Origin of the sequence: Dickeya sp. CFBP 2040 (assembly GCF_012273755.1) — a bacterium.
Taxonomy (GTDB): domain Bacteria; phylum Pseudomonadota; class Gammaproteobacteria; order Enterobacterales; family Enterobacteriaceae; genus Dickeya; species Dickeya poaceiphila.
In genome coordinates, this window is record NZ_JAAVXH010000089.1 from 1 (window position 1) to 26,590 (window position 26,590).

The 26,590-nt window shown below is 54.1% G+C and carries 27 protein-coding genes, 1 tRNA gene and 1 pseudogene; 7 read left to right on the forward strand and 22 right to left on the reverse strand.

The genetic code is table 11. The features are described 5' to 3' along the window. From Dpoa2040_RS13605 to gpt, 14 genes and pseudogenes are all read right to left on the reverse strand, one after another. On the reverse strand, positions 1 to 458 hold a 458-nt coding region (locus Dpoa2040_RS13605), incomplete at its 3' end, for a primase-helicase zinc-binding domain-containing protein (RefSeq protein ID WP_305792412.1). Continuing rightward, a complete protein-coding gene (locus tag Dpoa2040_RS13610; RefSeq protein ID WP_168641604.1) occupies positions 451 to 651 on the reverse strand; it encodes a hypothetical protein in 201 nt (66 codons plus the stop codon). The genes Dpoa2040_RS13610 and Dpoa2040_RS13605, both read right to left, overlap by 8 nt. After that, positions 644 to 838: a host cell division inhibitor Icd-like protein gene (locus Dpoa2040_RS13615; protein ID WP_168641605.1), complete on the reverse strand. Its 195-nt coding sequence runs from the start codon at positions 836 to 838 to the stop codon at positions 644 to 646. Before Dpoa2040_RS13615 ends, Dpoa2040_RS13610 begins: the two co-directional genes overlap by 8 nt. A gap of 424 nt (positions 839 to 1,262) precedes the next feature. Further along, the gene (locus Dpoa2040_RS13620; protein ID WP_033577577.1) at positions 1,263 to 1,466 is read right to left on the reverse strand and encodes an AlpA family transcriptional regulator; all 204 of its coding nucleotides are present in this window, start codon (positions 1,464 to 1,466) and stop codon (positions 1,263 to 1,265) included. Between the two features lie 224 nt (positions 1,467 to 1,690). Continuing rightward, on the reverse strand, positions 1,691 to 2,404 hold the full coding sequence (locus Dpoa2040_RS13625; RefSeq protein WP_168641606.1) for a hypothetical protein: 714 nt from the start codon (positions 2,402 to 2,404) through the stop codon (positions 1,691 to 1,693). Positions 2,405 to 2,596: 192 nt separating this feature from the next. Then, positions 2,597 to 2,854, reverse strand: coding sequence for a hypothetical protein (locus Dpoa2040_RS13630; RefSeq protein ID WP_168641607.1), 258 nt, complete (start codon positions 2,852 to 2,854; stop codon positions 2,597 to 2,599). 50 nt (positions 2,855 to 2,904) lie between these two features. Continuing rightward, positions 2,905 to 3,489 carry a hypothetical protein gene (locus Dpoa2040_RS13635; protein WP_168641608.1) on the reverse strand — a complete coding sequence of 195 codons (585 nt, stop codon included), beginning with the start codon at positions 3,487 to 3,489 and terminating at the stop codon, positions 2,905 to 2,907. Further along, a pseudogene (locus tag Dpoa2040_RS13640) lies at positions 3,459 to 4,692 on the reverse strand (tyrosine-type recombinase/integrase). Before Dpoa2040_RS13640 ends, Dpoa2040_RS13635 begins: the two are co-directional and overlap by 31 nt. Positions 4,693 to 4,856: 164 nt before the next feature. After that, a tRNA-Thr gene (locus Dpoa2040_RS13645) sits at positions 4,857 to 4,932 on the reverse strand. A gap of 152 nt (positions 4,933 to 5,084) precedes the next feature. Continuing rightward, positions 5,085 to 6,338 carry a glutamate-5-semialdehyde dehydrogenase gene (proA, locus tag Dpoa2040_RS13650; RefSeq protein ID WP_168641622.1) on the reverse strand — a complete coding sequence of 418 codons (1,254 nt, stop codon included), beginning with the start codon at positions 6,336 to 6,338 and terminating at the stop codon, positions 5,085 to 5,087. 10 nt (positions 6,339 to 6,348) lie between these two features. Further along, positions 6,349 to 7,452, reverse strand: a complete 1,104-nt coding sequence (gene proB, locus Dpoa2040_RS13655; protein ID WP_168641609.1) for a glutamate 5-kinase — start codon at positions 7,450 to 7,452, stop codon at positions 6,349 to 6,351. 132 nt (positions 7,453 to 7,584) lie between these two features. After that, on the reverse strand, positions 7,585 to 7,944 hold the full coding sequence (crl, locus tag Dpoa2040_RS13660; RefSeq protein ID WP_168641610.1) for a sigma factor-binding protein Crl: 360 nt from the start codon (positions 7,942 to 7,944) through the stop codon (positions 7,585 to 7,587). 182 nt (positions 7,945 to 8,126) lie between these two features. Next, complete coding sequence (gene frsA, locus Dpoa2040_RS13665; protein ID WP_168641611.1) at positions 8,127 to 9,380, reverse strand: esterase FrsA; 1,254 nt, start codon at positions 9,378 to 9,380, stop codon at positions 8,127 to 8,129. Between the two features lie 159 nt (positions 9,381 to 9,539). After that, positions 9,540 to 9,998 carry a xanthine phosphoribosyltransferase gene (gene gpt / locus Dpoa2040_RS13670; RefSeq protein ID WP_168641612.1) on the reverse strand — a complete coding sequence of 153 codons (459 nt, stop codon included), beginning with the start codon at positions 9,996 to 9,998 and terminating at the stop codon, positions 9,540 to 9,542. Between the two features lie 232 nt (positions 9,999 to 10,230). Between gpt and Dpoa2040_RS13675 the strand changes: the two genes are divergently transcribed. Together Dpoa2040_RS13675 and pepD are read left to right on the forward strand one after the other, a co-directional pair. Beyond that, a complete protein-coding gene (locus Dpoa2040_RS13675; RefSeq protein WP_042872321.1) occupies positions 10,231 to 10,431 on the forward strand; it encodes a hypothetical protein in 201 nt (66 codons plus the stop codon). A 303-nt stretch (positions 10,432 to 10,734) separates the two neighbouring features. Next, positions 10,735 to 12,195 (forward strand): beta-Ala-His dipeptidase, encoded by a 1,461-nt coding sequence (gene pepD / locus Dpoa2040_RS13680; RefSeq protein WP_168641613.1) that lies wholly within the window; start codon positions 10,735 to 10,737, stop codon positions 12,193 to 12,195. A 109-nt stretch (positions 12,196 to 12,304) separates the two neighbouring features. Here pepD and dinB read toward each other — a convergent pair whose 3' ends face one another. Next, on the reverse strand, positions 12,305 to 13,363 hold the full coding sequence (gene dinB, locus Dpoa2040_RS13685; RefSeq protein ID WP_168641614.1) for a DNA polymerase IV: 1,059 nt from the start codon (positions 13,361 to 13,363) through the stop codon (positions 12,305 to 12,307). Between the two features lie 328 nt (positions 13,364 to 13,691). Here dinB and dpaA point away from each other — a divergent pair, with 328 nt between their 5' ends. Next, entirely contained in the window at positions 13,692 to 14,423 is a 732-nt protein-coding gene (dpaA, locus tag Dpoa2040_RS13690) for a peptidoglycan meso-diaminopimelic acid protein amidase (RefSeq protein ID WP_042872327.1), read from the forward strand. Here the strand turns inward: dpaA and Dpoa2040_RS13695 are convergent. Both Dpoa2040_RS13695 and lpcA read right to left on the reverse strand, forming a co-directional pair. Beyond that, positions 14,394 to 15,161 (reverse strand): class II glutamine amidotransferase, encoded by a 768-nt coding sequence (locus Dpoa2040_RS13695; RefSeq protein ID WP_146411492.1) that lies wholly within the window; start codon positions 15,159 to 15,161, stop codon positions 14,394 to 14,396. The genes dpaA and Dpoa2040_RS13695 overlap by 30 nt on opposite strands. A 57-nt stretch (positions 15,162 to 15,218) precedes the next feature. Beyond that, a complete protein-coding gene (gene lpcA / locus Dpoa2040_RS13700; RefSeq protein WP_012885889.1) occupies positions 15,219 to 15,800 on the reverse strand; it encodes a D-sedoheptulose 7-phosphate isomerase in 582 nt (193 codons plus the stop codon). 340 nt (positions 15,801 to 16,140) lie between these two features. Here lpcA and fadE point away from each other — a divergent pair, with 340 nt between their 5' ends. After that, positions 16,141 to 18,585 carry an acyl-CoA dehydrogenase FadE gene (fadE, locus tag Dpoa2040_RS13705; RefSeq protein WP_168641615.1) on the forward strand — a complete coding sequence of 815 codons (2,445 nt, stop codon included), beginning with the start codon at positions 16,141 to 16,143 and terminating at the stop codon, positions 18,583 to 18,585. Between the two features lie 62 nt (positions 18,586 to 18,647). Here the strand turns inward: fadE and mtnK are convergent, their stop codons facing one another. Then, positions 18,648 to 19,850, reverse strand: coding sequence for an S-methyl-5-thioribose kinase (mtnK, locus tag Dpoa2040_RS13710; RefSeq protein WP_168641616.1), 1,203 nt, complete (start codon positions 19,848 to 19,850; stop codon positions 18,648 to 18,650). Between the two features lie 171 nt (positions 19,851 to 20,021). Here mtnK and mtnA point away from each other — a divergent pair, with 171 nt between their 5' ends. Further along, the gene (gene mtnA / locus Dpoa2040_RS13715) at positions 20,022 to 21,053 is read left to right on the forward strand and encodes an S-methyl-5-thioribose-1-phosphate isomerase (protein WP_168641617.1); all 1,032 of its coding nucleotides are present in this window, start codon (positions 20,022 to 20,024) and stop codon (positions 21,051 to 21,053) included. Between the two features lie 65 nt (positions 21,054 to 21,118). Here the strand turns inward: mtnA and Dpoa2040_RS13720 are convergent, their stop codons facing one another. The 3 genes from Dpoa2040_RS13720 to Dpoa2040_RS13730 are packed head-to-tail and all read right to left on the reverse strand — an operon-like array spanning position 21,119 to position 23,014. After that, complete coding sequence (locus Dpoa2040_RS13720) at positions 21,119 to 21,661, reverse strand: acireductone dioxygenase (RefSeq protein WP_042872334.1); 543 nt, start codon at positions 21,659 to 21,661, stop codon at positions 21,119 to 21,121. A 49-nt stretch (positions 21,662 to 21,710) separates the two neighbouring features. Continuing rightward, positions 21,711 to 22,403 carry an acireductone synthase gene (mtnC, locus tag Dpoa2040_RS13725; protein WP_168641618.1) on the reverse strand — a complete coding sequence of 231 codons (693 nt, stop codon included), beginning with the start codon at positions 22,401 to 22,403 and terminating at the stop codon, positions 21,711 to 21,713. Further along, entirely contained in the window at positions 22,400 to 23,014 is a 615-nt protein-coding gene (locus Dpoa2040_RS13730) for a methylthioribulose 1-phosphate dehydratase (protein ID WP_168641619.1), read from the reverse strand. Before Dpoa2040_RS13730 ends, mtnC begins: the two co-directional genes overlap by 4 nt. A gap of 192 nt (positions 23,015 to 23,206) precedes the next feature. On the opposite strand from Dpoa2040_RS13730, the gene Dpoa2040_RS13735 reads away from it, so the two are divergent. After that, a complete protein-coding gene (locus Dpoa2040_RS13735; RefSeq protein WP_168641620.1) occupies positions 23,207 to 24,364 on the forward strand; it encodes a pyridoxal phosphate-dependent aminotransferase in 1,158 nt (385 codons plus the stop codon). After that, positions 24,352 to 25,119: an amidohydrolase gene (locus Dpoa2040_RS13740; RefSeq protein WP_168641621.1), complete on the forward strand. Its 768-nt coding sequence runs from the start codon at positions 24,352 to 24,354 to the stop codon at positions 25,117 to 25,119. The genes Dpoa2040_RS13735 and Dpoa2040_RS13740 overlap by 13 nt, the downstream gene beginning before the upstream one ends. 121 nt (positions 25,120 to 25,240) lie before the next feature. Here the strand turns inward: Dpoa2040_RS13740 and Dpoa2040_RS13745 are convergent, their stop codons facing one another. Further along, positions 25,241 to 26,389, reverse strand: coding sequence for a glycerophosphodiester phosphodiesterase family protein (locus tag Dpoa2040_RS13745; protein WP_050569497.1), 1,149 nt, complete (start codon positions 26,387 to 26,389; stop codon positions 25,241 to 25,243). Between the last annotated feature and the right edge of the window lie 201 nt (positions 26,390 to 26,590).

The following is a 26,590-nucleotide window of genomic DNA, read 5'->3' on the forward strand; positions in this document are numbered from 1 at the left end:
AACGCCAGCAACAGGCGGCCATCCGGTAGCAGCGGATACGTGGCTGCCAGCCCTTTCCCGGCCAGATAGACCGATACACCGGGCACCGCCTGACGCGCCAGCGCCTGATAGCGTTGCAGAAAGCGCTGGCGTTTGGCGGCAGGGGCTTCCGCTGGCGCAGCGACAGAAGACGCAGGCAGCGTGCCGACCACCTCCGCCACCAGCCGGGCGGCAGCGGTGATATCGCACTGTCTGACTTTCTGCACCAGTTCAAGGCCGTCACCGGCCCCGCACTGATTACAGAAATGCGCCCCGCGCCCGTCATCATCAAAACGGAAGCGGTCTTTACCGCCGCACGCCGGGCAGGGGGCGTGCTGACGAGCATTGTCGGGAACCGTAATCCCCAATTGGGCCAGTACCGCCCGCCAGCGCCCTTGCGCCGCACTGGCGGTATCGCGAATAAGGTCGATATTACGCATCGGCCCGCTCCTCCAGCATCAGCGGGGTTTGTTTCTCCTGCAAATGGGTGCGATAAAGGCAATCAAGGCGCTCCCACAGGATAAACATCAGGATCTCTTTGGCCTCTGGCTGCTCCAGTTCGACGATGGCATACGCCAGCGCCCGGCACTGGTCGATAATTTCTTCCAGCTCCAGCGGGGTGTTATCAAACATGGCGCACCTCCTGAACTGGCAGGCGACCGGCAAAGACCAGAATAAAATCCGGCTCCAGATAGCTGCGGGCACGGCATTCATCAGTGGCAACAATCGCCTTGCGGCAAGGGTGTGAAAGCCCGGCACGATGTACGGCCAGAAACAGAAAGGTAAATTCAGGGTAAGCGAAGGTAGGGGTAGCAACCATAGCGGCGGCCTCTTGTACGGGTTCAGAAACCCCACCATCCCGCTGCTAAACAGGGTGGTGGGACGTAACAGGGTTAGCAGACCGGCGTACAAGAAACCGGCGAGCCCGAAGGCTCCCCCATTACGCCCCACCATAATTTGGGCGCAACTCGGTTGACGGACGTAAAAAAACCGCGTGATAAAAAAGCGGTCGTCCGCTTGTACATTCAGGCTGCTAAACCTGGTTGCCGATTTTGCGGCAACGAAATAACCATAAGCCAGAGGGCTTGCCATCGTCAATAAGATTTGTTGCTGGCCTGGCAAAATCCCAATGGTGGCATTGAGCCTTGATTTTTTTAGAACAAAAGGTGGCCTGTTCCGGCTTATTCCGGCGAATGAATATCCCATGATGTGATTTCCTGAAAAGGTTAAAAACGAAGGCTGCGTTATTTTCCGGCTGTATGGTGATCGCGCTCGGCAATGCGCTGATTAATCCATTCGTCTATTTCACTTTCGACAAAGGCAATAGCGCGTGATCCAATTTTCACCGCTGAAGGAAATTGTTTTCTTGCCATTAAACGATATACCCAGGCTTTGCTATAGCCGGTACGCCGCTGAACTTCAGGCAATCGAATTAGTGTTTTTTGCATGGTTTACTCCTGTAGGCGTTGCGATAACAGGAGCTATTTTTGAATACCGAAAAACAAATAAATAGGCGGGTAGGATTTCTGGTGCCGGGCACCCAAACAGACAAAGCGTGACCAGGGTAAAAGGCTAAAACCCGGCTGGTTTTTCCAGGTAACAGCCTGTTTTCAGCAATGGGTGCCCCCCTTCTGAACGAATCGGCACCCACCATTTAACTATTTGTTTTCGTTTACCTTCTTCGGCCAACCCCTCTTACCGAGAAGGGCCGCAGCACCATATCAACCGCCTCCGCCAGATTATTGGAGACACTCTTTTCTTTCAGGTATGTCATCACTTCCTGCTTGGTGGGCGCAGTCGCAGGATCGTTTTCATCATAGGTTGACCAGAATTGTTTTATCGCTTCTTCTACTAATTCCAGCCCTTCGGATTTGTGTTCATACAAAGGCAGCATTGGCACACTTTGCTTTCTTGCTTCTGGTTCAACATCAATAATGGTACGTGTATTTTGGGAGTATGCATATTGATGGAGAATAACCGTTTCTTTTTTTGGTCTTTTGGCGTAATCGACACGTTCAGCTTCAACCCAAGAGAATAAAGAATCACGAGTAATAATAGTTTTTCTTTTACTGATTTCCTTGGTTCTGTCGGTCGTTTTTATTGGCTCATAATGCGTGAAATAAGCATTCTCCCAGTCATTCCATTTTTCCTCTTCCCCCATACATACAACCGGCGTTAATACCCCGCGACGAATGGCACTAACGATCCCTTCAGAAAGCCCCCAGGCTAATTTCCAACGTTCATGTCGGCCACTCCTGACCGCTTGTAACCCATCGTCATAATCATAGGGATCGATCCCCGCCAATAATAAAGCGGCCTGCTCTATGGTGAATTCCTGAATCGTTTTCCAGTGGGAAAGATCGGGCAAATTATCAAATGCGGGCATAACCACCTCATTCCTTGATTAACGGTAGCTATGCCAGTTCACAGAAAAAGAAGGGTTCCGGGTGTCTTCTGGACATAGCCTGTTATTGCTTTGGCTCGTCTACCGAAGTCTACCCAGCATGACAAAGACTGTCTATACATACAGTTTTATTGCGCTATAGGATAAAACAGCCGCTGATACGGCTGCGTCACGTCATTTGGCTGATTTGCTCATGCCACCAGCGGCTTCAATGATAGGGGAGGATTGAAATTTCACGTTTCTTGCAGCATTGAGTAGCATGGCATGGATTTCGGCACGCGACGCGGTGATCTTTTTGCCTCGTGGCGTCATCGCGTCAATTTCTTCAGTCGTAAAAGTGCGTGCTGCAATACCAGCCATCCCATTATTCACTGCTTGATGCTCGCCAAGCTCAGGGGCTGATACAGGCAATTTTTTCGTTTTGGCTACCATGTGCTTTCCCCTTTTAAAACATTTTTCATGCGATCATTATTGCTCAAATCTTATTCACCGGCAACCTGTGACCCACCGAGTTGAGCCTGAAACCACGTTACTAAACCGTCAGCATCTCGATAAAGAATGCTGCGATCACCGGATATATCCCAAAAGCCATGTTCTCTTATGTAATAATCAGCAATGTCATCATTGATTGGGGACATAAGGCGAACGCCTTCACATTCTGTGTCCAGCATAAAATAAATCACGGCCCATAAAGCAAACTGCATGGTGTTACCATCCAGAATTGAAGGCATTATGTTGAAATTCTGGATCATTTCAATATTCAACACCGCCCCAAGGTCAGCCGTTGCTGGGCAGTAGCGGCATAGACAAGCACCAGCCGGTTGATAATCCTTATCCAATAGCTTGAAACTGAAGTTAAACGTATCAAGCTCTGCCAACACGCCCCCACATTGATCCCAGGGTAGCTTTCTATCTTCGGGCAGATTACGCGTTAGCGCCACACACCACGCCAAATCATCAGCCGTTAATTCTGCAACACGCACACCATGTCTGGCTTCAATAAACAGTTCATTCGTGCTGGCTAAAGCAAATTGCCCTATTTCCCGAATAGAAAATCCTTCGTGCATAACATCCCCACATGTACCACATTGCCGCCGTTCTCAAGGCTTTCCATATAGTCGGCATACCATTGCAGCATGTCGCGCCTGCCGTCCAGATATTGGGCATGATTATAGGTGCCGCGAATCGCGTTTTTATCAACGTGGGCAAGCTGGGTTTCAATCCATGCCGTGTTGTAGCCCTGTTCGTGGAGAATGGTGCTCATGGTGTGGCGAAAACCGTGGCCGGTGACTCGACCGGCGTAACCAATACGCTTGAAGACCTGATTAATACTGGCTTCACTCATGGTGTTGCGGGGGTCGTTACGGCCAGGAAATACCAATGGATATCGACCGGTCATTTCTCTGATCTCGTCAAGAATAGCGATGGCCTGACGGGAAAGCGGCACGCAATGGGGGCGTCGCATCTTCATGCGTTCGGCGGGGATTTCCCATAGCGCATTCTCGGTGTCTATCTCCTGCCAGTTCGCCGCTCTGAGTTCACCGGTGCGCACACCGGTTAGAATCAGCAAACGGGCCGCCAGCAGCACCAATTTGCTACCGGTATACTCAGATAAGGCATGAAAGAATTCCGGCAGTTCTTGTGCATTAAGAAAGGGGGTAATGGGTGGATTCATGCCCCTGCATGGCACTGGTGAGATCTGGCGCGGGGTTATACTCGGCCCGACCGGTGACGATGGCGTAGCGAAAGACTTCGCCACAGCGCTGGCGAACCTTCTTGGCTTTCTCTGTGGCTCCGCGAGACTCCATGCGCCGTAGCACGTTCAGCAGTTCAAGCGGTTTAATCTGAGCAATCGGCTTGTTGCCAATATACGGAAAAACGTCTTTATTGAAGGCTTCCATAATGTCGGAAGCATAGCCCGCCGACCATTTTTTGATTTTGCTGTCGTGCCATTCCAGCGCGATATCCTGAAAGGTGTTTTTTATCTGCACCTCACGCGCGACTTTTTCCTCGCGCCTGGCAACATTCGGGTCGATACCCCCAGCGATACCCCTTTTCGCTTCGTCACGTTTTCCTCTGGCTTGCGCCAGTGAAACGGCGGGATAACCCCCCAGCGCCAGCAATTTTTCTTTTCCATCGACACGGTACTTCAAGCGCCAGTAACGCGAGCCATTGGGATTCACCAACAGATACAGCCCACCACCATCCGAGAGTTTATAGGGCTTGTCTTTAGGTTTGGCGGTGTCTACCTGCCTGGCATTGAGTTTCATTGGGGGTATCTCCACAAGACCGAACAGCATATACCCCTAGATATACCCCCATCTGACTGTAGATTTTGGGGTATCTCAGTAGACGCCAGGACACAAAAAAGGGCTTAAACCCCGCATTATAAAGGCTTTGAGTGGATTTTAGTAGACTTAGGGAAACGTGTAAGTGGTGCCGATAATAGGAGTCGAACCTACGACCTTCGCATTACGAATGCGCTGCTCTACCAACTGAGCTATATCGGCCCTGAGAGCGTCCCGCGAGTACGTGACGTGAACTACGGGGTGACAAACTAGTGAAATCGTACTGGCAAGTCAATACTTGCGCGTATCGTCTGATGGTTTTCTAAGCGCATTGCCCGGCAGGCGATCACTCGATCTGCCGGGCATTGGCAGCGTTATGCGCGAACCAGATCGTCGCCGTAACCAATCCATTTATAGGTGGTGAGCGCTTCAAGCCCTATTGGGCCGCGTGCGTGCAGTTTCTGGGTGCTGACCGCCACTTCGGCGCCAAGGCCGAACTGGCCGCCGTCGGTAAAACGGGTGCTGGCGTTGACATACACCGCTGAAGAATCCACTTCACGCACAAAACGTTCAGCGTTGCTGATGGATCGCGTCAGAATCGCGTCAGAATGCTGGGTGCCGTGCCGGCGAATATGGGCAATCGCCGCCGCCATGTCCTCGACCAGCGTGACGTTGAGATCGTTGGAGAGCCATTCATCATCGTAATCCTGCTCGTTGACGGCGATAACCGTGGCTGGGCCGTTTGCCAGATACGCCATGGCGCTGTCGCTGGCGTGCAGCGTGACATTCGCCTGCGCCATCTTTTCACTGAGCATCGGTAGAAAACGTGCGGCAATCGCCTGATGCACCAGCAGAGTTTCCAGGCTATTGCAAGCGCTGGGGCGCTGCACTTTAGCACTTTCAATAACGGTCAGCGCTTTTTCAAAATCAATGCTGTCGTCGGCAAACATATGGCATACGCCGATACCACCGGTGATCACCGGAATGGTGGACTGCTCGCGGCACAACTTGTGCAGCCCGGCACCACCGCGAGGGATCAGCATGTCAACATAACGATCAAGTTTCAGTAGTTGATTAACCAGCTCTCGATCCGGACTTTCAATCGCCTGAATCGCCGCAGCGGGCAGCCCACATTCGGTCAGCGCCTGTTGGATTATTTTTACGGTAGCAGCATTGGTGCGATACGTCTCTTTACCGCCGCGTAAAATCACGGCATTGCCGGTTTTCAGGCACAGGCTGGCGACATCCACCGTCACGTTTGGCCGGGCTTCATAAATCACCCCCACCACGCCAAGCGGTACACGGCGGCGCTCCAGCTTCAGGCCGTTATCCATAATGCGGCCATCAATCACTTCGCCAACCGGATCGTTCAGGCGGCAGACCTGACGCACATCATCGGCAATAGCGCTTAAACGCGCTGGCGTCAGCAACAGGCGATCCTGCAATGCTGCGCTCATGCCGTTTTCTCTGGCTTGCGCCAGATCCTGCTCGTTGGCGGAAAGAATGGCATCACACTGGGCTTCCAGCAAATCCGCTATCGTCATCAACGCCTTATTTTTCTGGCTGGTGCTGAGCGCCGCCAGCTGATAAGAGGCCGCTCTGGCCGCTTGTCCCATTTGCTCAAGCATCATGTGTTCCTCAAATAATGATCATGTCGTCGCGGTGAACGGCGACCGGGCCGTATTCATACCCCAGAATGTCAGCAATTTCCTGCGAGTGGTGGCCAGCAATCATGCGCAGTGCATCGCTGTTATAGCGGGTGACGGCATGGGCCAGGTCACGCCCGTTCAGGCTGCGGATGCGAATCACCTCGCCACGAGAGAAATTGCCCGCCACCTCGCGGATGCCTTTGGGCAACAGTGAGCTGCCGCGCTCCAGCATGGCGGCCAGTGCGCCGTCATCCACGGTGATTTCACCGGCAGGCGGCGCACCGAAAATCCAGCGTTTACGGCTTTCCAACGGGGTTTCCAGCGCATGAAAACGCGTACCGACCGACACATCGTTAATCACATCACCGATAACGCCAGCCCGGTTGCCTGCGGCAATCACCACCTCGATACCGGAACGGCACGCCACATCGGCGGCCTGCAATTTGGTGGACATGCCGCCCGTGCCGAGGCCGGAGACGCTGCCGCCGGCAATCTGGCGCAGTTCGTCGGTCACGCCCTGCACTTCGCGGATGAACTCGGCATCCGGGTTAGTGCGTGGGTCAGCGGTAAACAGCCCGGCTTGATCGGTCAACAGCAATAGTTTGTCGGCATCTGCCAGCATGGCGGCCAGGGCCGACAGGTTATCGTTATCGCCGACTTTGATTTCAGCCGTAGCAACCGCATCATTCTCATTAATCACCGGCACAATGTGGTTGTCGAGCAAGGCACGCATGGTGTCGCGGGCATTAAGGAAACGTTCCCTGTCTTCCAGATCAGCGCGGGTCAGCAGCATCTGCCCGATGTGAATGCCATAAATGGAAAACAGCTGCTCCCACAATTGAATCAACCGGCTCTGCCCGACTGCCGCCAGCAACTGTTTGGTGGCAATGGTGGGTGGCAGTTCCGGATATCCCAGATGCTCGCGGCCAGCGGCAATCGCCCCGGAAGTCACAATCACAATACGATGCCCTGCGGCATGTTGTTGGGCGCATTGGCGCACCAATTCGACAATATGGGCACGGTTGAGACGGCGTGAACCGCCGGTCAGCACGCTGGTGCCCAGTTTTACAACCAAGGTCTGGCTGCCACTCATAATTTTCTGCCGTTGTGTTAACGATTAAAGTTGAACGATAAGTAAGACGAACGAAAAAACCTGTTACAAGGGGAGAGCGTCAAGCCAGCGGCGAAACGCCTCACCCCAGCTCCGGCGCGATGCCGGAGAGCATCATGGTCGTGCGGAGAGGGAAAAAGGCGGGTCGAGTTGTTCTACCAACGCCTGCAGGCGGGTGTGGAAATCTTCACGGGTAGCCAGCACTTTCTCATGTACCTCAGTATCTTTGATAATTTCTTCGCGCCAGTTGCCAGCCTTGTCAAACAGACCGATGTGGTAGGTATAAAACAGGGTTTGTTCCTGCCACTCCAGACTAAGCCACCAGCCCCAAAACTCTCGCTTTTCCGGCGCAGGTTTTACATTGACACAAACCGCCAGGCAATCAAAGAAAAAACGGTTTTCCTGACATTGATCTTCACGCAAATAAGGCCCCAACGAGGCAAAGCTCTTTATGAGCCTGCTTTTCACTATCATGACCCCTCCTCTAAACCCAACGACTTCCAAGCATTTACGACGACGGAAATGGTTAAACCCTGCCGGACTTCTGGCGAGGGTTCAAGTTTTTTTGTTTCCACCGTTTCAGGGCGCGAGCCATATCACACCAGGGCGCATCAAATTAATGATAGAAAATCAACAAGCTGTATTCACCTCTTTGATTAGCGCAATTGTCGATGCAACCAATCGGTCATCTGTTGTAGCGCCAGATGAAACGTCTGATACACCGGTGATAAATTCAGCGCCAACAATTTGCCCTGTTGTGACGAATTGACAATCAGCATCGACTCTTCCGGAGGGCTAATCAGGTCGTCCTTCCAGTAGCCGGAGAGCATCGGCGTCGGACAACGCCGCCCCAGTAATCCCTGCGTTTTAAGGGAATAGCGTCCCATTTCCACCAGCAACGCCGCATCCGAGGAATAGGTCATACCAAGGCGGCTTGCCAGCACATCCATAAACATATCCGGCACCTGCTGCTGACGCTGCGCATCCGACAGCAGGTGATGCACAATAGGACCCAGACAAGCGACTGCACGCAACCGGTTTGCTTCCAGATAAGCCAGCCGCACCGCGATATTCGCCCCAAAGCGAAAACCAAAAGCGCCGACGCGAGTGTGATCGACCCATGGCACATCCGGCAGCGCACGCAGTACCTGCTGATGCAGAAAGCTGGAATCCTGATCCAGTTTCCAACGCGAAGAGAACCCTACCGACGGCATGTCCACCGTCAACATCGCAAATCCGGCCGGCGCGAGATAATCCTGAAACAGGCGGTGATAATCGCATTGCAGCATATCCAGACTGCCGCATATCAGTACCGTCGGGAACGGTGCCTGCCCCTGCGCCGGCAGATGCAGGAACGCCGTCAACTGCCCGCCGCCCTCCACCGGAAACGTCAGGGTTTTGAGTTCATAAGACAGGTGGGTAGCCGCTTCTTCATAAGCACGATTAGCCAATACCTGGGCCTGTTCTGCCAGATCATCGCCTTTAAGGTGGGGATAAGCAGCAATACTGTACAGATTAGCAGCATTCAACCAGCACTGACCGGTCTGCTCGCTCTTCTGGGGGTGCTGGCCAGCCTGCTGCTGCCAGTGCATACCTTGCGATACCCATTCATATATCCAGTTACCGCCGCGATAACCAATGACCGTATCCAGATGCTGGTCGTCACTGCGCGTTGCCTGACTGGCGGCAATACGCGACAGCACCTCTTCAATCTCCCACGGATGTACGCCGCGCCAAATCCACAACAGCCGGTTGAGCATCCGATACCAGTTACGGGGGTTTTCTCCCTCCAGCGCTGACTGCATGGCCGCAGCACCGGCCACATGACGGGAACGCTGAATCAGCGTGGAGGTTTCCTGATGCTTGACTGAGGGTTTAAACAGCGTTTCGGACAGGTTAGCCTGAACCACAGCGGCCTCCATGGACGAATCAACGAAAGAACAGTAATGGTTTGTGAGGAAAGTGTACCGAACCACAGCCGCGAAAACCAAACATGTCGCGCAATTCCATTCACAGAAACAGACACGCCCGGCATAACCGGGCGTGTCAAAAATAATGATGTTATCGGATTAACGGCCAACCAAAGGCGGTACAAATACCACGCCCATGTCCCACGGCTGTTCAATCCAGGTATCTTGTGGGATATCCACTACGTAGTCGTCCACCAGCGGTTTGCCAGCAGGTTTGGCGAAGATAGTGATGAAGTGAGCTTTCGGATACATTTCGCGGATAGCTTTGGCGGTGCCGCCGGTATCCACCAAATCATCAATTACGATGTAGCCTTCACCGTCACCTTCAGCGCGTTTGAGCACTTTCAGCTCACGCTGACTGTCATGATCGTAGCTGGAGATACACACGGTATCGACATTACGAATACCCAGTTCGCGGGCCAGCAGCGCTCCCGGAACCAAGCCGCCACGGCTCACGGCAATAATGCCTTTCCACTGTTCGGCTGGCAGCAAGCGTTGAGCCATTTTGCGGGCATGGATTTGCAACATATCCCAGGTGACGATGTACTTTTCACTCATAAAACATATCCCAGCCAACAGTGAAGTCGGCTTAATCAGAGTCAGAAGGGGAAAATAAGGTTGCGCGAGATTATAGATAGCTGGTCGGACAAAAACCAGTATTTATGCATAACCCCATCAAATGGTAACTCACCGTAATTAATTAAGTCGCCGTAATGTGAAAAAGTTATTAGACGCGATGTTACAAATGCGTTACAAACAAAGGGAGCAAAAAACAGCCAGGAGAACACCCATGACGATTTTTGACAGCTTCTTCCTTGCACAACTGGACGTGTTCGCCCCTTTCTTCGCTATCATCATACTGATGTTGTTCTGCTTCGAACTGAGCGTCAGTTTACGTTTGTTATTACGACGACAGCCAGCCCTGATCCCCATTCAGGTACGCCGCAACGATGACGCTTCCGATGCGTACCGCCCTAACGATTACAGGTAGTAATAGCGAATAATGGGAAGGGAGCTATCTCTCTTCCCCAGCCCCCTCGATTAATCTGCACATTCGATCAAGGCTTACCCGCATCAGACCTGCTATTCATAATCCTTATGCTGTGACCATTCTCCCCGATCATAGGAAAGTGGTATTCTGTAGCAGGCTGTATGCCGTAATGATGTGGGCCGCTAATCCAACGTCTCGTCAGCACATAGCCTACGTGCCTGCGTCTTCAGGCGATCAATAACGATGTTGCTCTGGCATCACGTGCCGTTTGTCGCGTGAGTGCTTAACTGGAGAGGTTAAATAGTGTCTGCCTTGTCTCAACTCTCCCCACAACCGCTGTGGGATATTTTCGCCAAAATCTGTTCTATTCCGCACCCGTCCTACCATGAAGAAGCGCTGGCCGCTTACATTATGTCCTGGGCGCAAGAACGCGGCCTTCATACAGAACGCGATCAGGTGGGCAATATCCTGCTGCGCAAACCCGCGACACCCGGCATGGAAAACCGTAAACCCGTGGTGATTCAGGCGCATCTGGACATGGTGCCGCAGAAAAACAACGACACCGTACACGACTTCACCACCGACCCTATCCAGCCCTATATCGATGGCGAGTGGATCAAAGCGCGTGGCACGACGCTTGGCGCAGACAACGGTATCGGCATGGCTTCGGCGCTGGCGGTGTTGTCTGACGACAGCGTAGAGCACGGGCCGCTGGAAGTACTGCTGACCATGACGGAAGAGGCCGGCATGGACGGCGCGTTCGGCCTGCAACCCAACTGGCTGCAAGGCGACATCCTGATCAATACCGATTCCGAAGAGGAAGGCGAAATTTACATGGGTTGCGCCGGCGGTATCGATTTTCTGACCCGTTTGCCGCTGCAACGCGAAGCGGTTCCGGCTGGTTACCAGACAGTGAAGCTGGTGATCAAAGGACTGAAAGGCGGTCATTCAGGTTGTGATATCCACCTGGGGCTTGGCAACGTCAATAAACTGCTGGCGCGTTTTCTGGCACAACACGCCGTGGAACTGGACCTGCGGGTCATCGACCTGCACGGCGGTACGCTGCGTAACGCCATTCCGCGTGAAGGCGCCATTACTCTGGCGGTGTCAGCCGATAAGGCCGATGCGCTGAAGGCCGCCGCGCAAGCTTATCTGGCGGTACTGAAGCATGAACTCGCGGCAGTGGAAAAGAATCTCACTCTGCTGCTGGAAACGGCAGACAGCACAGCGGCAGCGCTGACCACCGCCAGCCGTGACCGTTTCATCGCCCTGCTGAACAGCACGCCGAACGGTGTGATCCGCATGAGCGACGACGTGAAAGGCGTAGTGGAAACCTCGCTGAACGTCGGCGTGGTCGGCATGACTGACACGCAGGCAGAAATCCATTGCCTGATTCGTTCACTGGTCGATAGCGGTAAAGAGTATGTCGTGAGTATGCTCACCTCGCTGGGTGAACTGGCAGGCGCCGACACCCAGGCCAAGGGCGGTTACCCTGGCTGGCAGCCGGACGCACAATCACCGGTTATGCATCTGGTGCGTGAAACTTACCAGAAGCTGTTCAACAAAACCCCCAACATCATGGTGATCCACGCCGGGCTGGAGTGTGGTTTGTTCAAAAAACCGTATCCGAACATGGACATGGTTTCGATTGGGCCGACCATCACCGGTCCTCACTCACCGGATGAACAGGTGCATATCGCCAGCGTCGGCCAGTACTGGAAATTGCTGACCGCGCTGTTGAAAGCCATTCCGGAACGCGCGTAACCCGCACCGGCGATGCCCGCACGGTCGGGCATCGCCGCCAGATGTAGATCCTTTTGTCGTACCATGTCGTACTATGTCTCACCACGACAACATCATGCCCATGACGACATCAGTCCCACTGAAACACCAGTTGCCGTTCAAGCTGCGGGTCTATCAACGACACCTGCAACCCCACCAGCCGAACACCTCGCGCCTCGCGCCGTTGCTCCCAACTCTCCCGCGCCAGCCTCAGTAAATCCAGTTTATTCAGCACCGGCCAGACATGCTCCTGTGTCGTCTGGCGAAAATCATCAAACTTCAGTTTTACCCCTTGTCGGGCAATATGCAGATCCGGGCGGACACGCCGCAAGCGCCGCTCCAGCTCATCGTACAATCGCTCAATTAACGCTTCGCAGGCGGTCCAGTCGTGAATATCCTGCGCCAGCGTTTTTTCAACGCCGACTGATTTACGCAGGCGATCCGGCGATATCTGGCGCTCGTCAATACCATGGCAGCGTTCCCACAGCACCCGGCCAAATTTACCGAACTCTCGCAGCAGTTCGGTCAGTGGATAGCGACGCACATCAGCACAGGTGTGCAACCCGCATTCCGCCAGCCGTTTAGCGGTCACCTTACCGACGCCGGGGATCTTTTCCAGCGGCAACGCCAGCAGAAATGCCTCCATTTGCGCAGGCGAAATCACACATTGCCCGTTGGGTTTGTTTTGTTCAGAAGCGACTTTGGCGAGAAACTTGATTGGCGCAACGCCAGCCGAAGCAGTCAGTTGCAACTCATTAAAGATAGTCTGACGGATTTCCTGCGCCATCAGGGTGGCAGACCCACCACAGTGCTGGCTATCAGTCACATCAAGATAGGCTTCATCCAGCGACAACGGCTCAATCAGCGAGGTGTAACGGGAAAAGATCGCCCTGATTTGGCTAGAAGTCGCTTTGTAAAGCTCCATTCTGCCGGGCAACAGCGTCAAATGCGGACACAGTCTCAACGCGGTAGCGGTCGCCATAGCACTGCGTACGCCATAACGACGGGCCGGATAGTTGGCGGTGCAAATCACGCCGCGGCGATCAGCACTGCCGCCAATCGCCAACGGAATATCGCGCAAGCGCGGGTTATCCCGCATCTCTATTGCGGCATAAAAGCAATCCATATCAACGTGAATGATTTTGCGCATCGCCCCTCCAGATAACTGTATAAACATACAGCAACATTTTATGACAGGCAACACCTTCGCTTCTGCAAAGCCATAGCATCAAATCGGCGGCAAACTCTCGACGGGAATTTAACTGATCGGAATAGTCTACTTTTTTATTCTTTTTTCCTTCCTGAATAAAACGGATACGGTGATAATGTGGTTGTGCGACTTGACATCAGGCTATCCCCCGCTACGGGGCATAGCCTAATGGCAGGACAAAGCCTGACAGATAAGGAATGCGGGGCGTCACCGCCACACACCGTATCAGACATACCCAAAATAACAGCGCTAATAATCAGGATTAACAATGCACAAAGTCGCGTTTTCGCTTGCGATGTTGTTTCTTTTGCCTTCCGTCGCCATCAGCAACAGCTACGCCGATCAAGTCTCACCGGCAGTGACCGAAGCAAAACAGCAGGTTGCCGGTTCACCGGTGTATATTCAGATCTTCAAGGAAGAACGGGTACTGGAGCTTTATGCCCGCACCGGCAACGAATACAAACTGGTACAGAGCTACCCTATCTGCAAATATTCCGGCGGTCTTGGTCCCAAAATGACCGAGGGCGATTTTAAAAGCCCGGAAGGATTTTATCAGGTTGATCTCAAACAGCTTAAACCTGACAGCCACTATTACCGCGCCATCAATGTCGGTTTCCCGAACGAGTATGATCGCGCACACGGTTACTCTGGTCGCTACCTGATGATTCACGGCGAGTGCGTGTCTATCGGCTGCTATGCCATGACCAACACGTATATTGCCGAGATTTACACTTACGTGGAGAAAGCGCTGCGCAACGGGCAGCAGAAAGTAGAACTGGCGATTTATCCGTTCCGCATGACTGAGCAGAACATGAAGCGCCACAGCCGCTCCAACTACTATAAATTCTGGAGCCAGTTGCAGCCGGGTTATGCCTACTTCAACAGAACCCATCAACCACCGGCGGTGTCGGTGCTCAACGGGCAGTACGTGGTTAACCAGTCCTCGCCCGTCGGTCAGCCTCAACCCCAGTCAAACTATACGCTCGCCAAAACAAAATAAGACGAACTCGCCTGGCAAAATCGGGTGCCAGGTTTCGTTGCCGGTCAATGGCTGAGTCGCCAGCACTGTGACCACATCGTTGGGTGTGGTCTGCCGCTGAAAGTCGATCTCTACATCATCATCCAGCAAGGTAGCTTTGCCAAACGGCGCCCGCCGGGTTATCCAGTGCAGCTTAGTGGAACTGAATCCCATGACGAACTGCCCGTCTGACAGCAGCATATTGAATACGCCCTTTTTGCGTAACTGATCCGCAAGCGTGGCGACGTAACGAAACACCGCAGGCCAGTTAGACGGCGTACGCGGGTAGCGTTGCGACAACTGGTGCAGCAGCCAGCAAAACGCGTATTCGCTATCCGTTTCCCCGACAGGACGGAAATGACCGGTTTTCAGGCTGCGGTAGCCTTTGAGCTGACCATTATGGGCAAAGGTCCAGTTTCGGCCCCACAGTTCACGGGTAAACGGGTGGGTATTTTCCAGCGCCACCTTGCCACGATTAGCCTGGCGGATGTGAGAAACCACCGCACAGGATTTAATAGGATAGTTCTGCACCAATTCGGCAATCGGCGAGTTGAAGCTGGGCAGCGGATCTTTGAAGGTACGGCAGCCGTTTCCCTCGTAGAACGTAATCCCCCAGCCATCACGATGCGGTCCGGTTCGACCGCCTCGCTGCATCAGGCCGGTAAAACTGAAACAGATATCCGTTGGGACGTTGGCACTCATCCCAAGCAGTTCACACATGTCCGGTTCCTTTAACTACGTCTGGTTCCTTTAATCACTGTGCGTAACGGCAGGCGATCAGTTGCCGGCCATTTCCTTCTCAATTAGTTGAATCAGAATGTGGATCGCCTTGATATGCACTTCCTGAATACGGTCGGCATAACCGAAGTGCGGCACACGAATTTCCACATCCGCGGTGCCGGCCATCTTGCCGCCGTCCTTGCCGGTCAGCGTAATGACTTTCATACGCTTAGCGCGCGCAGCGCTAATCGCCTTGATGATGTTGCCGGAATTGCCTGAAGTGGAAATACCCAGCAATACATCCCCTTCGCGCCCCAGCGACTCGACATAACGGGAGAACACGAAATCATAGCCGAAATCGTTGCTGACGCAGGACAGATGGCTCGGATCAGAAATGGCGATAGCCGGGTAACCAGGGCGGTTTTCGCGATAACGACCGGTCAGCTCTTCTGCGAAATGCATAGCGTCACAATGAGAACCGCCGTTACCGCAGGAAAGTACCTTTCCACCGGCTTTGAAAGCATCCGCCAGCAAAACAGCCGCATCCTGAATCGCCTGAATATTGGCATCATCACTTAAAAATGTGTTCAGCGTGGACGCAGCCTCTTTCAGCTCATTACGGATTAAGTCCTGGTACATGGAATCCTCTCATTCAATAACATCATGATGTTTAGGCTAAGTCCTCTGGTGATATATGGACCGCTGCGTGCGGTGTTGCCAGTCTGTGCCAGCAATCCAACCATGAAGAAATACAACCTGTATTGCCCTGCAGTGTAGCGGATCGCCCAAACCACGAGAAGCAGACAATTGCCAAACGGCGGCATCATGCGTCAGTGGTTTCATTCTGGCGTAACTTTGTGAGTCAAGTTGTAATTGTGTTGTAAATAAATTGATAAAAATATTTTGCTGAACTAAAACCTCACTATACCAACAGGTCAGACCACCAATGCACTGATTACACGGACTGGAGAATAAAATCATGGTTGCAGTCAGTATCCTGATTGTCTTGATGCTTATCGGCGCGCTGTTCTACCACCAGCTTTCACTGCGGTTGAGCAGCACATTACTTGCACTCTGGGTTGTCGCTATGGCAGCGCTGAATTTGTGGTCAGTCTGGCTGCTGATTCCGCTGGGCCTGTTACTATTGCCGGTACTGGCAACGTCATGGCGACAGCGATTTATCTCCGAGCCGGCGCTGAAGGCATTCCGTCGCGTGATGCCGCCGATGTCAAAAACGGAAAAAGAAGCGATCGATGCCGGTACCATCTGGTGGGAAAGCGAATTATTTCGCGGCGCACCCGACTGGCATACCCTGCACGCCTACCCTCGTCCGATGTTGACACCGGAAGAACAGGCGTTTCTGGACGGGCCGGTAGAAGAGGCCTGCCGTCTGGCAAATGATTTTGAAATCACCCACGAGCGCGCCGACTTGCCGCCGGTGCTGTGGGATTTTCTGAAACAGCACCGCTTCTTTGCCATGATCATCAAAAAAGAGTACGGCGGACTGGAATTTTCCGCTTACGCACAGGCGATGGTGCTGCAAAAACTGGCTGGCGTATCCAGCATTATGGCGATCACTGTCGGCGTACCCAATTCGCTCGGCCCAGGTGAACTGCTACAACACTACGGCACCGACGACCAGAAGAATCACTACCTGCCACGGCTGGCGAGTGGCGAAGAAATACCGTGTTTTGCGCTGACCAGCCCGGAAGCCGGGTCTGATGCCGGCGCCATTCCTGATCTGGGCGTGGTATGCTACGGCCACTGGCAGGGCCAGCAAGTACTGGGGATGCGACTGACCTGGAACAAGCGCTATATCACGCTGGCGCCCATCGCCACCGTGCTGGGGCTGGCATTCCGACTGTATGACCCGGATCACTTGTTGGGTGATCGGGATGATATCGGTATTACCTGTGCGTTAATCCCCACCCGAACCGATGGCGTCAAGATTGGTCGCCGTCACTTCCCGATTAATATTCCGTTCCAGAACGGCCCGACTCAGGGTGAAAACATTTTCGTTCCGCTGGACTACATTATCGGCGGGCCGAACATGGCAGGTCAGGGGTGGCGAATGTTGATGGAATGCCTGTCAGTCGGACGCGGCATCACCCTGCCTTCAAACGCGACCGGCGGCCTGAAAAGCGTAGCGCTGGCAACCGGCGCCTATGCCCGTATTCGTCGCCAGTTCAAACTGCCGATTGGCAAAATGGAAGGGATTGAAGAGCCGCTGGCGCGTATAGCCGGCAACACCTATGTCATGGATGCCGCTGCAACGCTTATCACCAGCGGCATCATGCAAGGCGCACGGCCATCGGTGCTGTCGGCTATCGTCAAGTATCACTGCACCCATCGCGGTCAACGCGGTATCATCGACGCGATGGATATCACCGGCGGCAAAGGCATCTGCCTTGGCCCATCCAATTTTGTTGCCCGTCACTATCAGGGCGCGCCAATCGCCATTACCGTTGAAGGCGCCAATATTCTGACTCGCAGCCTGATGATCTTCGGGCAAGGCGCTATTCGCTGCCACCCGTATGTGCTGGCAGAAATGAGCGCCGCGCAAGACAACAACCTGAAATCCTTTGACCGGGCGCTGTTCGGTCACCTGGGGCATATCGGCAGCAATGTTATGCGCAGCCTGTGGCTGGGGCTGACTAACGGGCGTACCAGCCGTGCGCCGGTCAGCGATGCTACCCGCCGATACTACCAGCGACTGAACCGGGTGAGCGCCAATCTGGCGTTGTTGTCGGATGTGTCTATGGGGGTGTTGGGCGGCAGCCTGAAACGCCGCGAGCGCCTTTCCGCGCGACTGGGAGACGTGCTGAGCCAGTTGTATCTGGCCTCTGCCACGCTCAAGCGCTACGACGAAGAAGGTCGCCAGCAAGACGATCTGCCGCTGGTGCACTGGGGAGTACAGGATTGTCTGCATCAGGCGGAGCAGGCCATCAGCGATCTGCTGCGTAACTTCCCCAACAAACTGGTGGCACGGTTACTGCAGGTGGTGATTTTCCCGCTCGGACACGCCAGCCAGGCCCCAACCGACCAGTTGGACCACCAACTGGCGCGCTTGTTGCAAGTACCGTCGGCAACCCGCAGCCGCTTAGGACGAGGTCTGTACCTGAAAGCCGGAGCGCATCACCCGGCGGCGCAGTTGGAACAATCGCTGCAGGATATTCTGGCCGCCGAGCCAATTCATCAGCGTCTCTCACAATCAGCAGGTCATCCGTTGCCTTTCATGCGACTGGATACACTGGCAGAACATGGGCTGGCAGAAGGGGTGATTACACAGGAAGAAGCCAGCATATTAATACAGGCGGAAGCCAGTCGGTTGCGCTCCATCAACGTAGATGACTTTGCACCGGACGCGCTGAGCGCCCACAAGGTGGTGGCAGAGCAACGGTTACCCGCCGATACGGTCGCCTGAAACAGGCAGGGCGCCTTAGTCTTTCTGACAAGGCGCCCTGTTTGCACTATTCGCTTTCAGGTTCAGGCACCGCTTTGACGTACCCGTGCCAGTAATGCTTCAGGGCTGTCGATGTGTGCGGCAGCCAGAATCAACGTCCTGCCAAGTTCAATGGCATGACGTTGACAGGATTGACGAGCAGCATCATCGGCAATCGCATCGAGATCAGCGACATGCGCCAGCCCGATGGTGCGGCGAATCAGTTCAGTGCCGCAGTAACCAACCGTATCATGCCATACCTGCTGCAGAAACTGCTCAACATAGCCTTCCACCGCCAGCGCCGGGTCACGGCTCTTTTCGCGGCTCAGTCCTGCAAAGCGGTTAGCGAAGGTGTGCCATAACGTCACGATATCCTCCAGACGCCGTTCCCGTGCGCCAGCAGCCTCACGTGGCGGCAGCAACCCCGGCAGCCCACAGTAATTTAGCAACAGGTTGCCCAGCACCGTACCGATATCAAACCCGATTGGGCCGTAAAAACCGAATTCGGCGTCGATCACTTTCAGGCGATTTTCCGCCACAAAAATTGACCCGCTGTGGATATCGCCATGCAATAACGCTTGCGCTTTGCTCAAAAAGGCGTGCTTGAGCGCGGCGACGGCACATCTGAGTGTCAGGTCATCGCGTAGCGCCAGTACATCAGGCAACAGCGCCGGATCAAACTGATTGCGCTCATGTTCCCTGTACGGATCGGTGAAGAACAGATCTTCGGTGATCTGACATAACTCCGGATTGGTGAAGCGGCTCACCGCCGCTTTTTTGTCATGAGGAGACTGGTAAAAATCCGAGTTGTGAAACAACGCCTGTGCCAGATATTCCCCCAGTTGCGCCGCCGCTTGCGGGTAGTCGTGCCCTTTCACCAGTTCGCGCCGCCAAATCTCATGGTCGGACAGATCTTCCTGCACCATCACCGCCAGCACCGGATCATGGTGCAGCACCATGACTGTGTATTGCGGGCAATACTGCGCGTGCGCCAGCAGAGTTTCTGCTTCGATGCGAGCGCGGTCCAGCGTCAGCGGCCAGGACTCACCGACACAGCGAACATACGGCAGCGCCTGCTTGACGATCACCCGGCTGATGCCTTGTTTATCACGGATCTTGAACACCAGATTCAGGTTACCGTCACCGATTTCATCGGCAGTTATCAACGACTGCGGGTCCGCAACCCCGCCATATTGACGCGCGTACTGCACGGCATCGTCAGCGTTAAAAGTACGGTAAAGCGACATGGCCAACCTCGTTATCTACCTATGTGTTTGCTGTTATATGCGCCCCGCTTTTAGACATCGCTTTTAAACATAGCCTTTAGACATAAAAGCGTTTGGACGTCTATACTTCTGTATCGCATATTGGCAGAATAAGAACCCTGATGCAATAACGCAACACGGATTTAACCACCCATGCAAACCGTTAACACCACCAGCCTCAACATCGTTGACAACCAGTTGTGGATTCTGGACCAACAGGCATTGCCGCAGGAAAAAATCTGGTGCCCCTGCCCGGATGTCGATGCGCTGGTCAACCACATTCGCACTCTGCGAGTACGCGGCGCACCGCTGATTGGCCTTTCCGCCAGCCTGTTACTGGCACTGCTGGCGGAGCAAGGCCTGTCGCGGACTCAGCTGGCACAGGCGCTGGATACGCTGCGCGCTGCGCGCCCGACCGCCGTCAACCTGATGAACAATCTGGATCGCATGAAGCAGGCGCTGGCAACTGATGACTTCGTCAACGCCATGGCACAGGAAGCACTACGGCTGATTGAGGAAGATAAAGCGCTGTGTGAACGCATCGCAGATAACGGTGCTGCGCTGGTGAAACCGGGCAGCCGGCTGTTAACCCACTGCAACACCGGCGGGCTGGCGACGGCGGGGGTCGGCACCGCGATTGGCGTCATACTGCGTGCTCACCAGCAGGGCAAGGTGGAGAAAGTCTGGGTGGATGAAACCCGTCCGTTGTTGCAGGGCGGACGACTGACCGCCTGGGAACTGGGTGAATTGGGTATTCCCTATCACCTGATTTGTGACTCAATGGCCGCATCGTTGATGGCGCAAGGCCAGGTTGATGCTATCTGTGTCGGTGCGGATCGCATCGCCGCTAACGGCGATGTCGCCAACAAGATCGGTACTTACAGTCTGGCCGTGCTGGCGCACTACCACGGTATTCCGTTTTACGTCGCCGCCCCACACACCACCCACGATCCGCACTGCCTGGACGGTAACGCCATTCCGATTGAGCAACGCGCCGCCAGCGAAGTCACAGGTGTGGCTGGTAGTTTTGGTCAGTGCCAGTGGGCGCCGCACAACGCCCCGGTATACAACCCGGCATTCGATGTCACGCCAGCCGCACTTATCAGCGGCTGGGTGCTGGATAGCGGTGTTGTCACCCCGGAACAGGTTAGAGCCGGTATTTTTCAGCACCCGCTGGCGGGATAAAACGCCAGATAATAAAAACAGAACAGGCCGTGCGCGGGTATATACCGCCGCGGCCTGTGACATGATTAGGCCAGTTTCGGGTACGCATCGGCAATGGCATCGCCGGTGAACTGCGCAATCCAGCCATCCGGGTTGTTGAACAGGCGAATCGCGGTGAAATGCGGTTCCGACCCCATATCGAACCAGTGCGGCACACCGGCAGGCACTGACAGCAGGTCATTCTTTTCACACAGAATCTGGAAAATCTGGCCATTCACGTGCAGACAGAACAACCCGGCGCCTTCCACAAAGAAACGCACTTCATCTTCACCGTGGGTATGCTCCGACAGGAATTTGCTGCGCATTGCCTCTTTTTGCGGGTTATCGGCCCGTATACTGACCACATCCCAACTCTGGTAACCTTTTTCCGCCACCAGTTTGTCAATCTCATGCTGATACGCGGCCAGCACTTCCTCGGAAGAAGGCGCGGAACTCAGGTCCCTGTCCGCCTGCCAGCGTTCAAAGCGCACATCGATAGCGCTCAGTTGCTGTTTGATAGCGTCTGCATCGCGGCTTTGCCAGACCGGCTGACGGGCGTCCGTGTCGCTGAAAATAGTTAAGGCACTCATGACGGATTCTCCTGTTAATTAGCACGACAGTAATTAGCACAACAGGCGGTTAATTAGCCTGGTAAGCATTCAGCTCAATCTGATCAAAACGGTTTACCTGACGATGCCGACTTTCGGCATCCGCTTCATCCCGGATCAACTGGCAGGTATGCCAGCCCGCCTGCGCGGCGGCATCCAGTTCCTGACGAATGTCGGACAGAAACAGCAACTCGCTGGCTGGCAGCCCAATCAACCCGGCGATGTTTTGGTAAGATGCCACCTCGCGCTTGGCGCCAACGCCGGTGTCGAAATAACCGGTAAACAGTGGCCGTAAATCCCCCGCGTCGCTATGACCAAACAACAGATGTTGTGCTTCCACCGACCCGGACGAATACACATACAGCGCGATGCCCTGCCCACGCCAGGCGCGCAATTGTGGTGCCACATCGTCATAAACATGGCCGCGAAAATCGCCGTTACGGTAGCCGCTGCGCCAGATAATCCCCTGCAACAGCTTTAGCGCCGGTGATTTGCGATCTTCATCCATAAACTGATTGAACGCGGCCAGCAGTTGCGCGGACGAGGCTTCCGGTTGCCCCAGTTCGTGGCGCGCCAACGTCAGCGCGGCGGCAATTTCCGGCTCATGATCCGCCTGCGCCACCGCCCCGGCCAGACGCGCACGCGCATACGGAAACAACACATGGTGCACAAAGCGAATATCGCTGGTGGTGCCTTCAATATCGGTGACAATCGCTTTGATCATTTGGCCTCCAGTAAACGTCGTTGCAATTCACATTGGAACAGGAATTCCAGCCCCTCCAGATGACGGCAAGCCTCTTTAACATCATTGCCCCAGCAGTACAGGCCATGCCCACGCACCAGAAAACCGTAGCGCAATGACGTGCTCGCATGATAGGCGGCAACCTGCTCCGCCAGCGCCGGAATATCCTGAGAGTTATCGAAAATCGGTATTGCTACCGAATCCAGGTGGGTACGCTGGCCGCTCAGCGACTTTTGCATTTCATAGCCCTGTAGCACCAGTGCGTCGCTTTTTTCCACCCGTGACAGTACGGTGGCATTGACCGAATGCGTATGCAGCACCGCGCCCACCATCGGGAACACGCGATAAAGCAGCGTATGCAGCCCGGTTTCTGCCGACGGCGTGCGACCGCTCGGTACATGATTAGTGTCGATATCAACCAGCAGAAAGTCTTCCGCGCTCAGGCTGCCTTTATCTTTGCCGGATTCGGTAATCAGACACTGCCGTTCATCCAGACGGACGGACATATTGCCGCCCGTCGCCGGGCACCAACCTTTCTCGCCAATCCAGTGGCAGGCCGCCACCAATGCGGCCAGTTGTGGAATCTCACTCATAAATCATCCTGTACAGGTGAAGGCGTCTCGCGGTTGTCAAACCCACTTAATGAGCCTGCTTATTATGTTTGGTTATAGCTTAGCCAATTACGGAATTTAGCCATTTAAACGTCCAAGCGTCTTGATTGCCAAATACTAGCATCCTGTATATAGTGGCAGCAATAACAGGCTTGCAGGAGTCCTTTTTCAGCCATGAGCGCCGCACTGATCCCCGACAGCAAACTTCCTTCCCTCGGCACCACCATTTTTACCCAGATGAGCGCACTGGCGCAGCAGCACCAGGCTATCAACCTGTCGCAAGGCTTTCCGGATTTTGATGGTCCCGACTACCTGAAACAACGTCTGGCTTATCATGTCAGCCAGGGGGCAAACCAGTACGCGCCGATGACTGGCGTGGCGCCGCTGCGTCAGGCGATTGCGGAAAAAACCGCAACGCTCTACGGCTGGCAGCCGGACGCCGATAGCGAAGTTACGGTCACGGCTGGTGCCACCGAGGCGTTATTTGCCGCTATCAGCGCGCTGGTGCGGCCAGGCGATGAAGTTGTCTGCTTTGATCCCAGCTACGACAGTTACGCCCCGGCGGTACAACTGGCCGGTGGCGTACTGAAACGGATCGCCCTGCAACCGCCGGCGTTTCGCGTAGACTGGACCACCTTTAGCGCCTTGCTGAGTGATCGCACCCGGCTGGTGATCGTCAACACGCCGCACAATCCCTCTGCCACCGTCTGGCAGCAGGACGATTTCCGCCAGCTCTGGCAAGCGATTGCCAGCCGTCACATCTATGTGTTGAGCGATGAAGTCTACGAACATATCTGCTTTGCCGCCGACGGCCACGCCAGCGTGCTGGCACATCCGCAATTGCGCCAGCGCTCCATCGCGGTGTCATCCTTCGGCAAAACCTATCACATGACCGGCTGGAAAGTGGGTTATTGCGTGGCACCGGCAGCGCTCAGCGCCGAACTGCGTAAGGTCCATCAGTACCTGACGTTTTCCGTCAATACGCCGGCCCAGTTGGCGCTTGCCGATATGCTGCAACACCAACCGCAGCACTGGCGCGAACTGCCGGACTTTTATCGCGCCAAACGCGACCGGTTTGTTAACGCGCTGGCGGCCAGTCGGCTGGAAATCCTGCCTTGTGAAGGCACTTACTTCCTGCTGGCGGACTATCGCGCTATTTCCAGTCAGGACGACGTCAGTTTCTGCCGCTGGCTGACCGAGCATGTCGGCGTGGCGGCGATTCCGCTGTCTGTTTTCTGTGCAGCCCCCTTCCCTCATACGCTGATTCGGTTATGCTTTGCCAAACAGGAATCAACCCTTGATGCTGCTGCGGAGCGTTTATGTCAACTTTAAAGGTTACCTTGTTACAACAACCGTTGGTGTGGATGGATGGTCCCGCCAACCTCAGCCATTTTGACGGCCTGTTAAGCGAGATTACCGACCGTGACCTGATCGTGCTGCCGGAAATGTTCACCACCGGTTTTGCGATGGAAGCGGCCAAAAGCAGTCTGGAACAGCCGGTGGTGGAAATCTGGCTGAAACAATGGGCGCAGCGTAACAATGCGTTGGTTGGCGGCAGTGTGGCGGTGCAGACCGACAAGGGCGCGGTCAACCGGTTTCTGCTGGCTGACCCACAGGGACGAGTGTACCAGTACGACAAGCGCCACCTGTTCCGTATGGCGAACGAACATGAGTATTACCTGCCCGGTCAGACGCGGGAAATCGTGGAATGGCGCGGCTGGCGTATTCTGCCGCTGATCTGCTATGACCTGCGTTTCCCGGTGTGGTCGCGCAATCGTCAGGATTACGATCTGGCGCTGTACGTCGCCAGTTGGCCGGCACCGCGCGCCCAGCACTGGAAAACCCTGCTGGCGGCGCGAGCGATTGAAAATCAGGCTTATGTGGCGGGCTGCAACCGCGTCGGCACCGACGGCAACGGGCACAGTTATCAGGGCGACAGCCTGATTATCGACCCACAAGGCACGGTGCTGGCTTGTGCGCCTGAACATCAACCTGCCCGCCTCGACGCGGAGTTGTCGCTGGAGGCATTGCAAAGCTACCGTGAAACCTTCCCCGCCTGGCGCGACGCCGATAAGTTCAGCGTATAAATATCAGCCATACGGCACGTGTCGTATGGCTGATAAACAAGACGAGAAGAAACATGTCAAATCGACTCCCCATCAAATTGACTGTTTTCTCAAATCAACCCTTTTTTAAATCAATATAGTATTACTGATAACGCTCCGTGTGGCGCATCCCACGAGCCGACGTCAACCGGATGGCCTGTAGCGGATTGTCAGTAATGATATTGGTGAAACCGCTCGTCAACTGTAAATCGAGCGACTCTCGTTCATCCTGCGTTTCATTGCCGAAATAGCGGGTTCTGGTCAGGTAATCCGACAATCTGGCGCAACAGGTCGCATTGGAGCGAACATAATACGCGCCACCGCCACGCGACAAATTATATTCCGGTACCGGCACGAATGCGCCCATCGGGCGCTTGTAACGTTTCTCCTGCGCCACAAAACTGGAGGTAGGGTCAGGGTAATTGGGACTCTTGTTGCCAATTTCGACCCAGGGAATATTAGGATTGTCGTATGCCCCCCTTATCCACTCTTCTACCCGGCAATGGTGTACATCGACGCCAGCGTTACAAAAGACATTGGTAAAATTCACCGCAATATCGTCAAGGTTGCCGGCATACACTGTCGGCACAAAATGAACGCCTGCCGGTAAGCCATTAGATTGTGACGGATTGCTGGAATATAAGGATGAACTGGCTTTCAGCACAACCTGGTTTTCCATATTCAGGTCCTTGACTATTGAAGCACAACGCGAAACCGCCTCAGCCGTTTTTATATCAAGCACCACCAGTAATTGTGGCGCTTTTACTTTTATATAGCGTAATGCTTCAAGTACGTTGAGAGGATGAAAGCGGGTACCACTGAAATTCCTGTCACGCAGATAGCTATGCGCCAGCTGGTTATCTGTCATGGTCCGAAAATCCGGGTCCCATCCTGATGGAGGATTTCTATCCTGAAATATATTAAATAAAGGAAGGTGATAAAGCATTCTCCCCGCATTCTGATCATGAAACAGCCACGGCGTTCCCTGGGATGACTGTTTCACATCAAGCTCAATGGCTTCAATATTATTATTCACAGTTGCATCAATAGAACACTGCGAATTTTCAGGGCAACCATCAGAAACCACGCCACGGTGAGCGATAATGCCCACTGTCGTTTGTCCATTCGCATAAGGATATTGGAACGCTTCCAAAATGTGCGCAGGGTTCCAGTTTTCTGCGGCCTGCACATTACCAGCAACAAAAACAACCCCAGTGATTATATAAAAAAATAACGACCGAATATAACTCATAGTTTATTTCCTCAAGAGAAATAGTCATACTGACCCTATGTAAAAGACACTATTCATACGCAAGACAAAAAATTAACCGCCATCAAAAAGCAGATAGGAATCAGAAGATTTAAATTACGCAAAACTCGCGCAATAAAATCCTATTACTAAATCAGCAACAGATTTATGTCAGAAAAATAATAATTAGATGATAACAACCGA

Bases quoted from the DNA above. Each gene is read 5' to 3' on its own strand.
- Dpoa2040_RS13610 (WP_168641604.1), bottom strand. From the start codon at position 651: ATGTTTGATAACACCCCGCTGGAGCTGGAAGAAATTATCGACCAGTGC.
- Dpoa2040_RS13615 (WP_168641605.1), bottom strand. From the start codon at position 838: ATGGTTGCTACCCCTACCTTCGCTTACCCTGAATTTACCTTTCTGTTT.
- Dpoa2040_RS13620 (WP_033577577.1), bottom strand. From the start codon at position 1,466: ATGCAAAAAACACTAATTCGATTGCCTGAAGTTCAGCGGCGTACCGGC.
- Dpoa2040_RS13625 (WP_168641606.1), bottom strand. From the start codon at position 2,404: ATGCCCGCATTTGATAATTTGCCCGATCTTTCCCACTGGAAAACGATT.
- Dpoa2040_RS13630 (WP_168641607.1), bottom strand. From the start codon at position 2,854: ATGGTAGCCAAAACGAAAAAATTGCCTGTATCAGCCCCTGAGCTTGGC.
- Dpoa2040_RS13635 (WP_168641608.1), bottom strand. From the start codon at position 3,489: ATGCACGAAGGATTTTCTATTCGGGAAATAGGGCAATTTGCTTTAGCC.
- proA (WP_168641622.1), bottom strand. From the start codon at position 6,338: ATGCTTGAGCAAATGGGACAAGCGGCCAGAGCGGCCTCTTATCAGCTG.
- proB (WP_168641609.1), bottom strand. From the start codon at position 7,452: ATGAGTGGCAGCCAGACCTTGGTTGTAAAACTGGGCACCAGCGTGCTG.
- crl (WP_168641610.1), bottom strand. From the start codon at position 7,944: ATGATAGTGAAAAGCAGGCTCATAAAGAGCTTTGCCTCGTTGGGGCCT.
- gpt (WP_168641612.1), bottom strand. From the start codon at position 9,998: ATGAGTGAAAAGTACATCGTCACCTGGGATATGTTGCAAATCCATGCC.
- Dpoa2040_RS13675 (WP_042872321.1), top strand. From the start codon at position 10,231: ATGACGATTTTTGACAGCTTCTTCCTTGCACAACTGGACGTGTTCGCC.
- dinB (WP_168641614.1), bottom strand. From the start codon at position 13,363: ATGCGCAAAATCATTCACGTTGATATGGATTGCTTTTATGCCGCAATA.
- dpaA (WP_042872327.1), top strand. From the start codon at position 13,692: ATGCACAAAGTCGCGTTTTCGCTTGCGATGTTGTTTCTTTTGCCTTCC.
- Dpoa2040_RS13695 (WP_146411492.1), bottom strand. From the start codon at position 15,161: ATGTGTGAACTGCTTGGGATGAGTGCCAACGTCCCAACGGATATCTGT.
- lpcA (WP_012885889.1), bottom strand. From the start codon at position 15,800: ATGTACCAGGACTTAATCCGTAATGAGCTGAAAGAGGCTGCGTCCACG.
- fadE (WP_168641615.1), top strand. From the start codon at position 16,141: ATGGTTGCAGTCAGTATCCTGATTGTCTTGATGCTTATCGGCGCGCTG.
- mtnK (WP_168641616.1), bottom strand. From the start codon at position 19,850: ATGTCGCTTTACCGTACTTTTAACGCTGACGATGCCGTGCAGTACGCG.
- mtnA (WP_168641617.1), top strand. From the start codon at position 20,022: ATGCAAACCGTTAACACCACCAGCCTCAACATCGTTGACAACCAGTTG.
- Dpoa2040_RS13720 (WP_042872334.1), bottom strand. From the start codon at position 21,661: ATGAGTGCCTTAACTATTTTCAGCGACACGGACGCCCGTCAGCCGGTC.
- mtnC (WP_168641618.1), bottom strand. From the start codon at position 22,403: ATGATCAAAGCGATTGTCACCGATATTGAAGGCACCACCAGCGATATT.
- Dpoa2040_RS13730 (WP_168641619.1), bottom strand. From the start codon at position 23,014: ATGAGTGAGATTCCACAACTGGCCGCATTGGTGGCGGCCTGCCACTGG.
- Dpoa2040_RS13735 (WP_168641620.1), top strand. From the start codon at position 23,207: ATGAGCGCCGCACTGATCCCCGACAGCAAACTTCCTTCCCTCGGCACC.
- Dpoa2040_RS13740 (WP_168641621.1), top strand. From the start codon at position 24,352: ATGTCAACTTTAAAGGTTACCTTGTTACAACAACCGTTGGTGTGGATG.
- Dpoa2040_RS13745 (WP_050569497.1), bottom strand. From the start codon at position 26,389: ATGAGTTATATTCGGTCGTTATTTTTTTATATAATCACTGGGGTTGTT.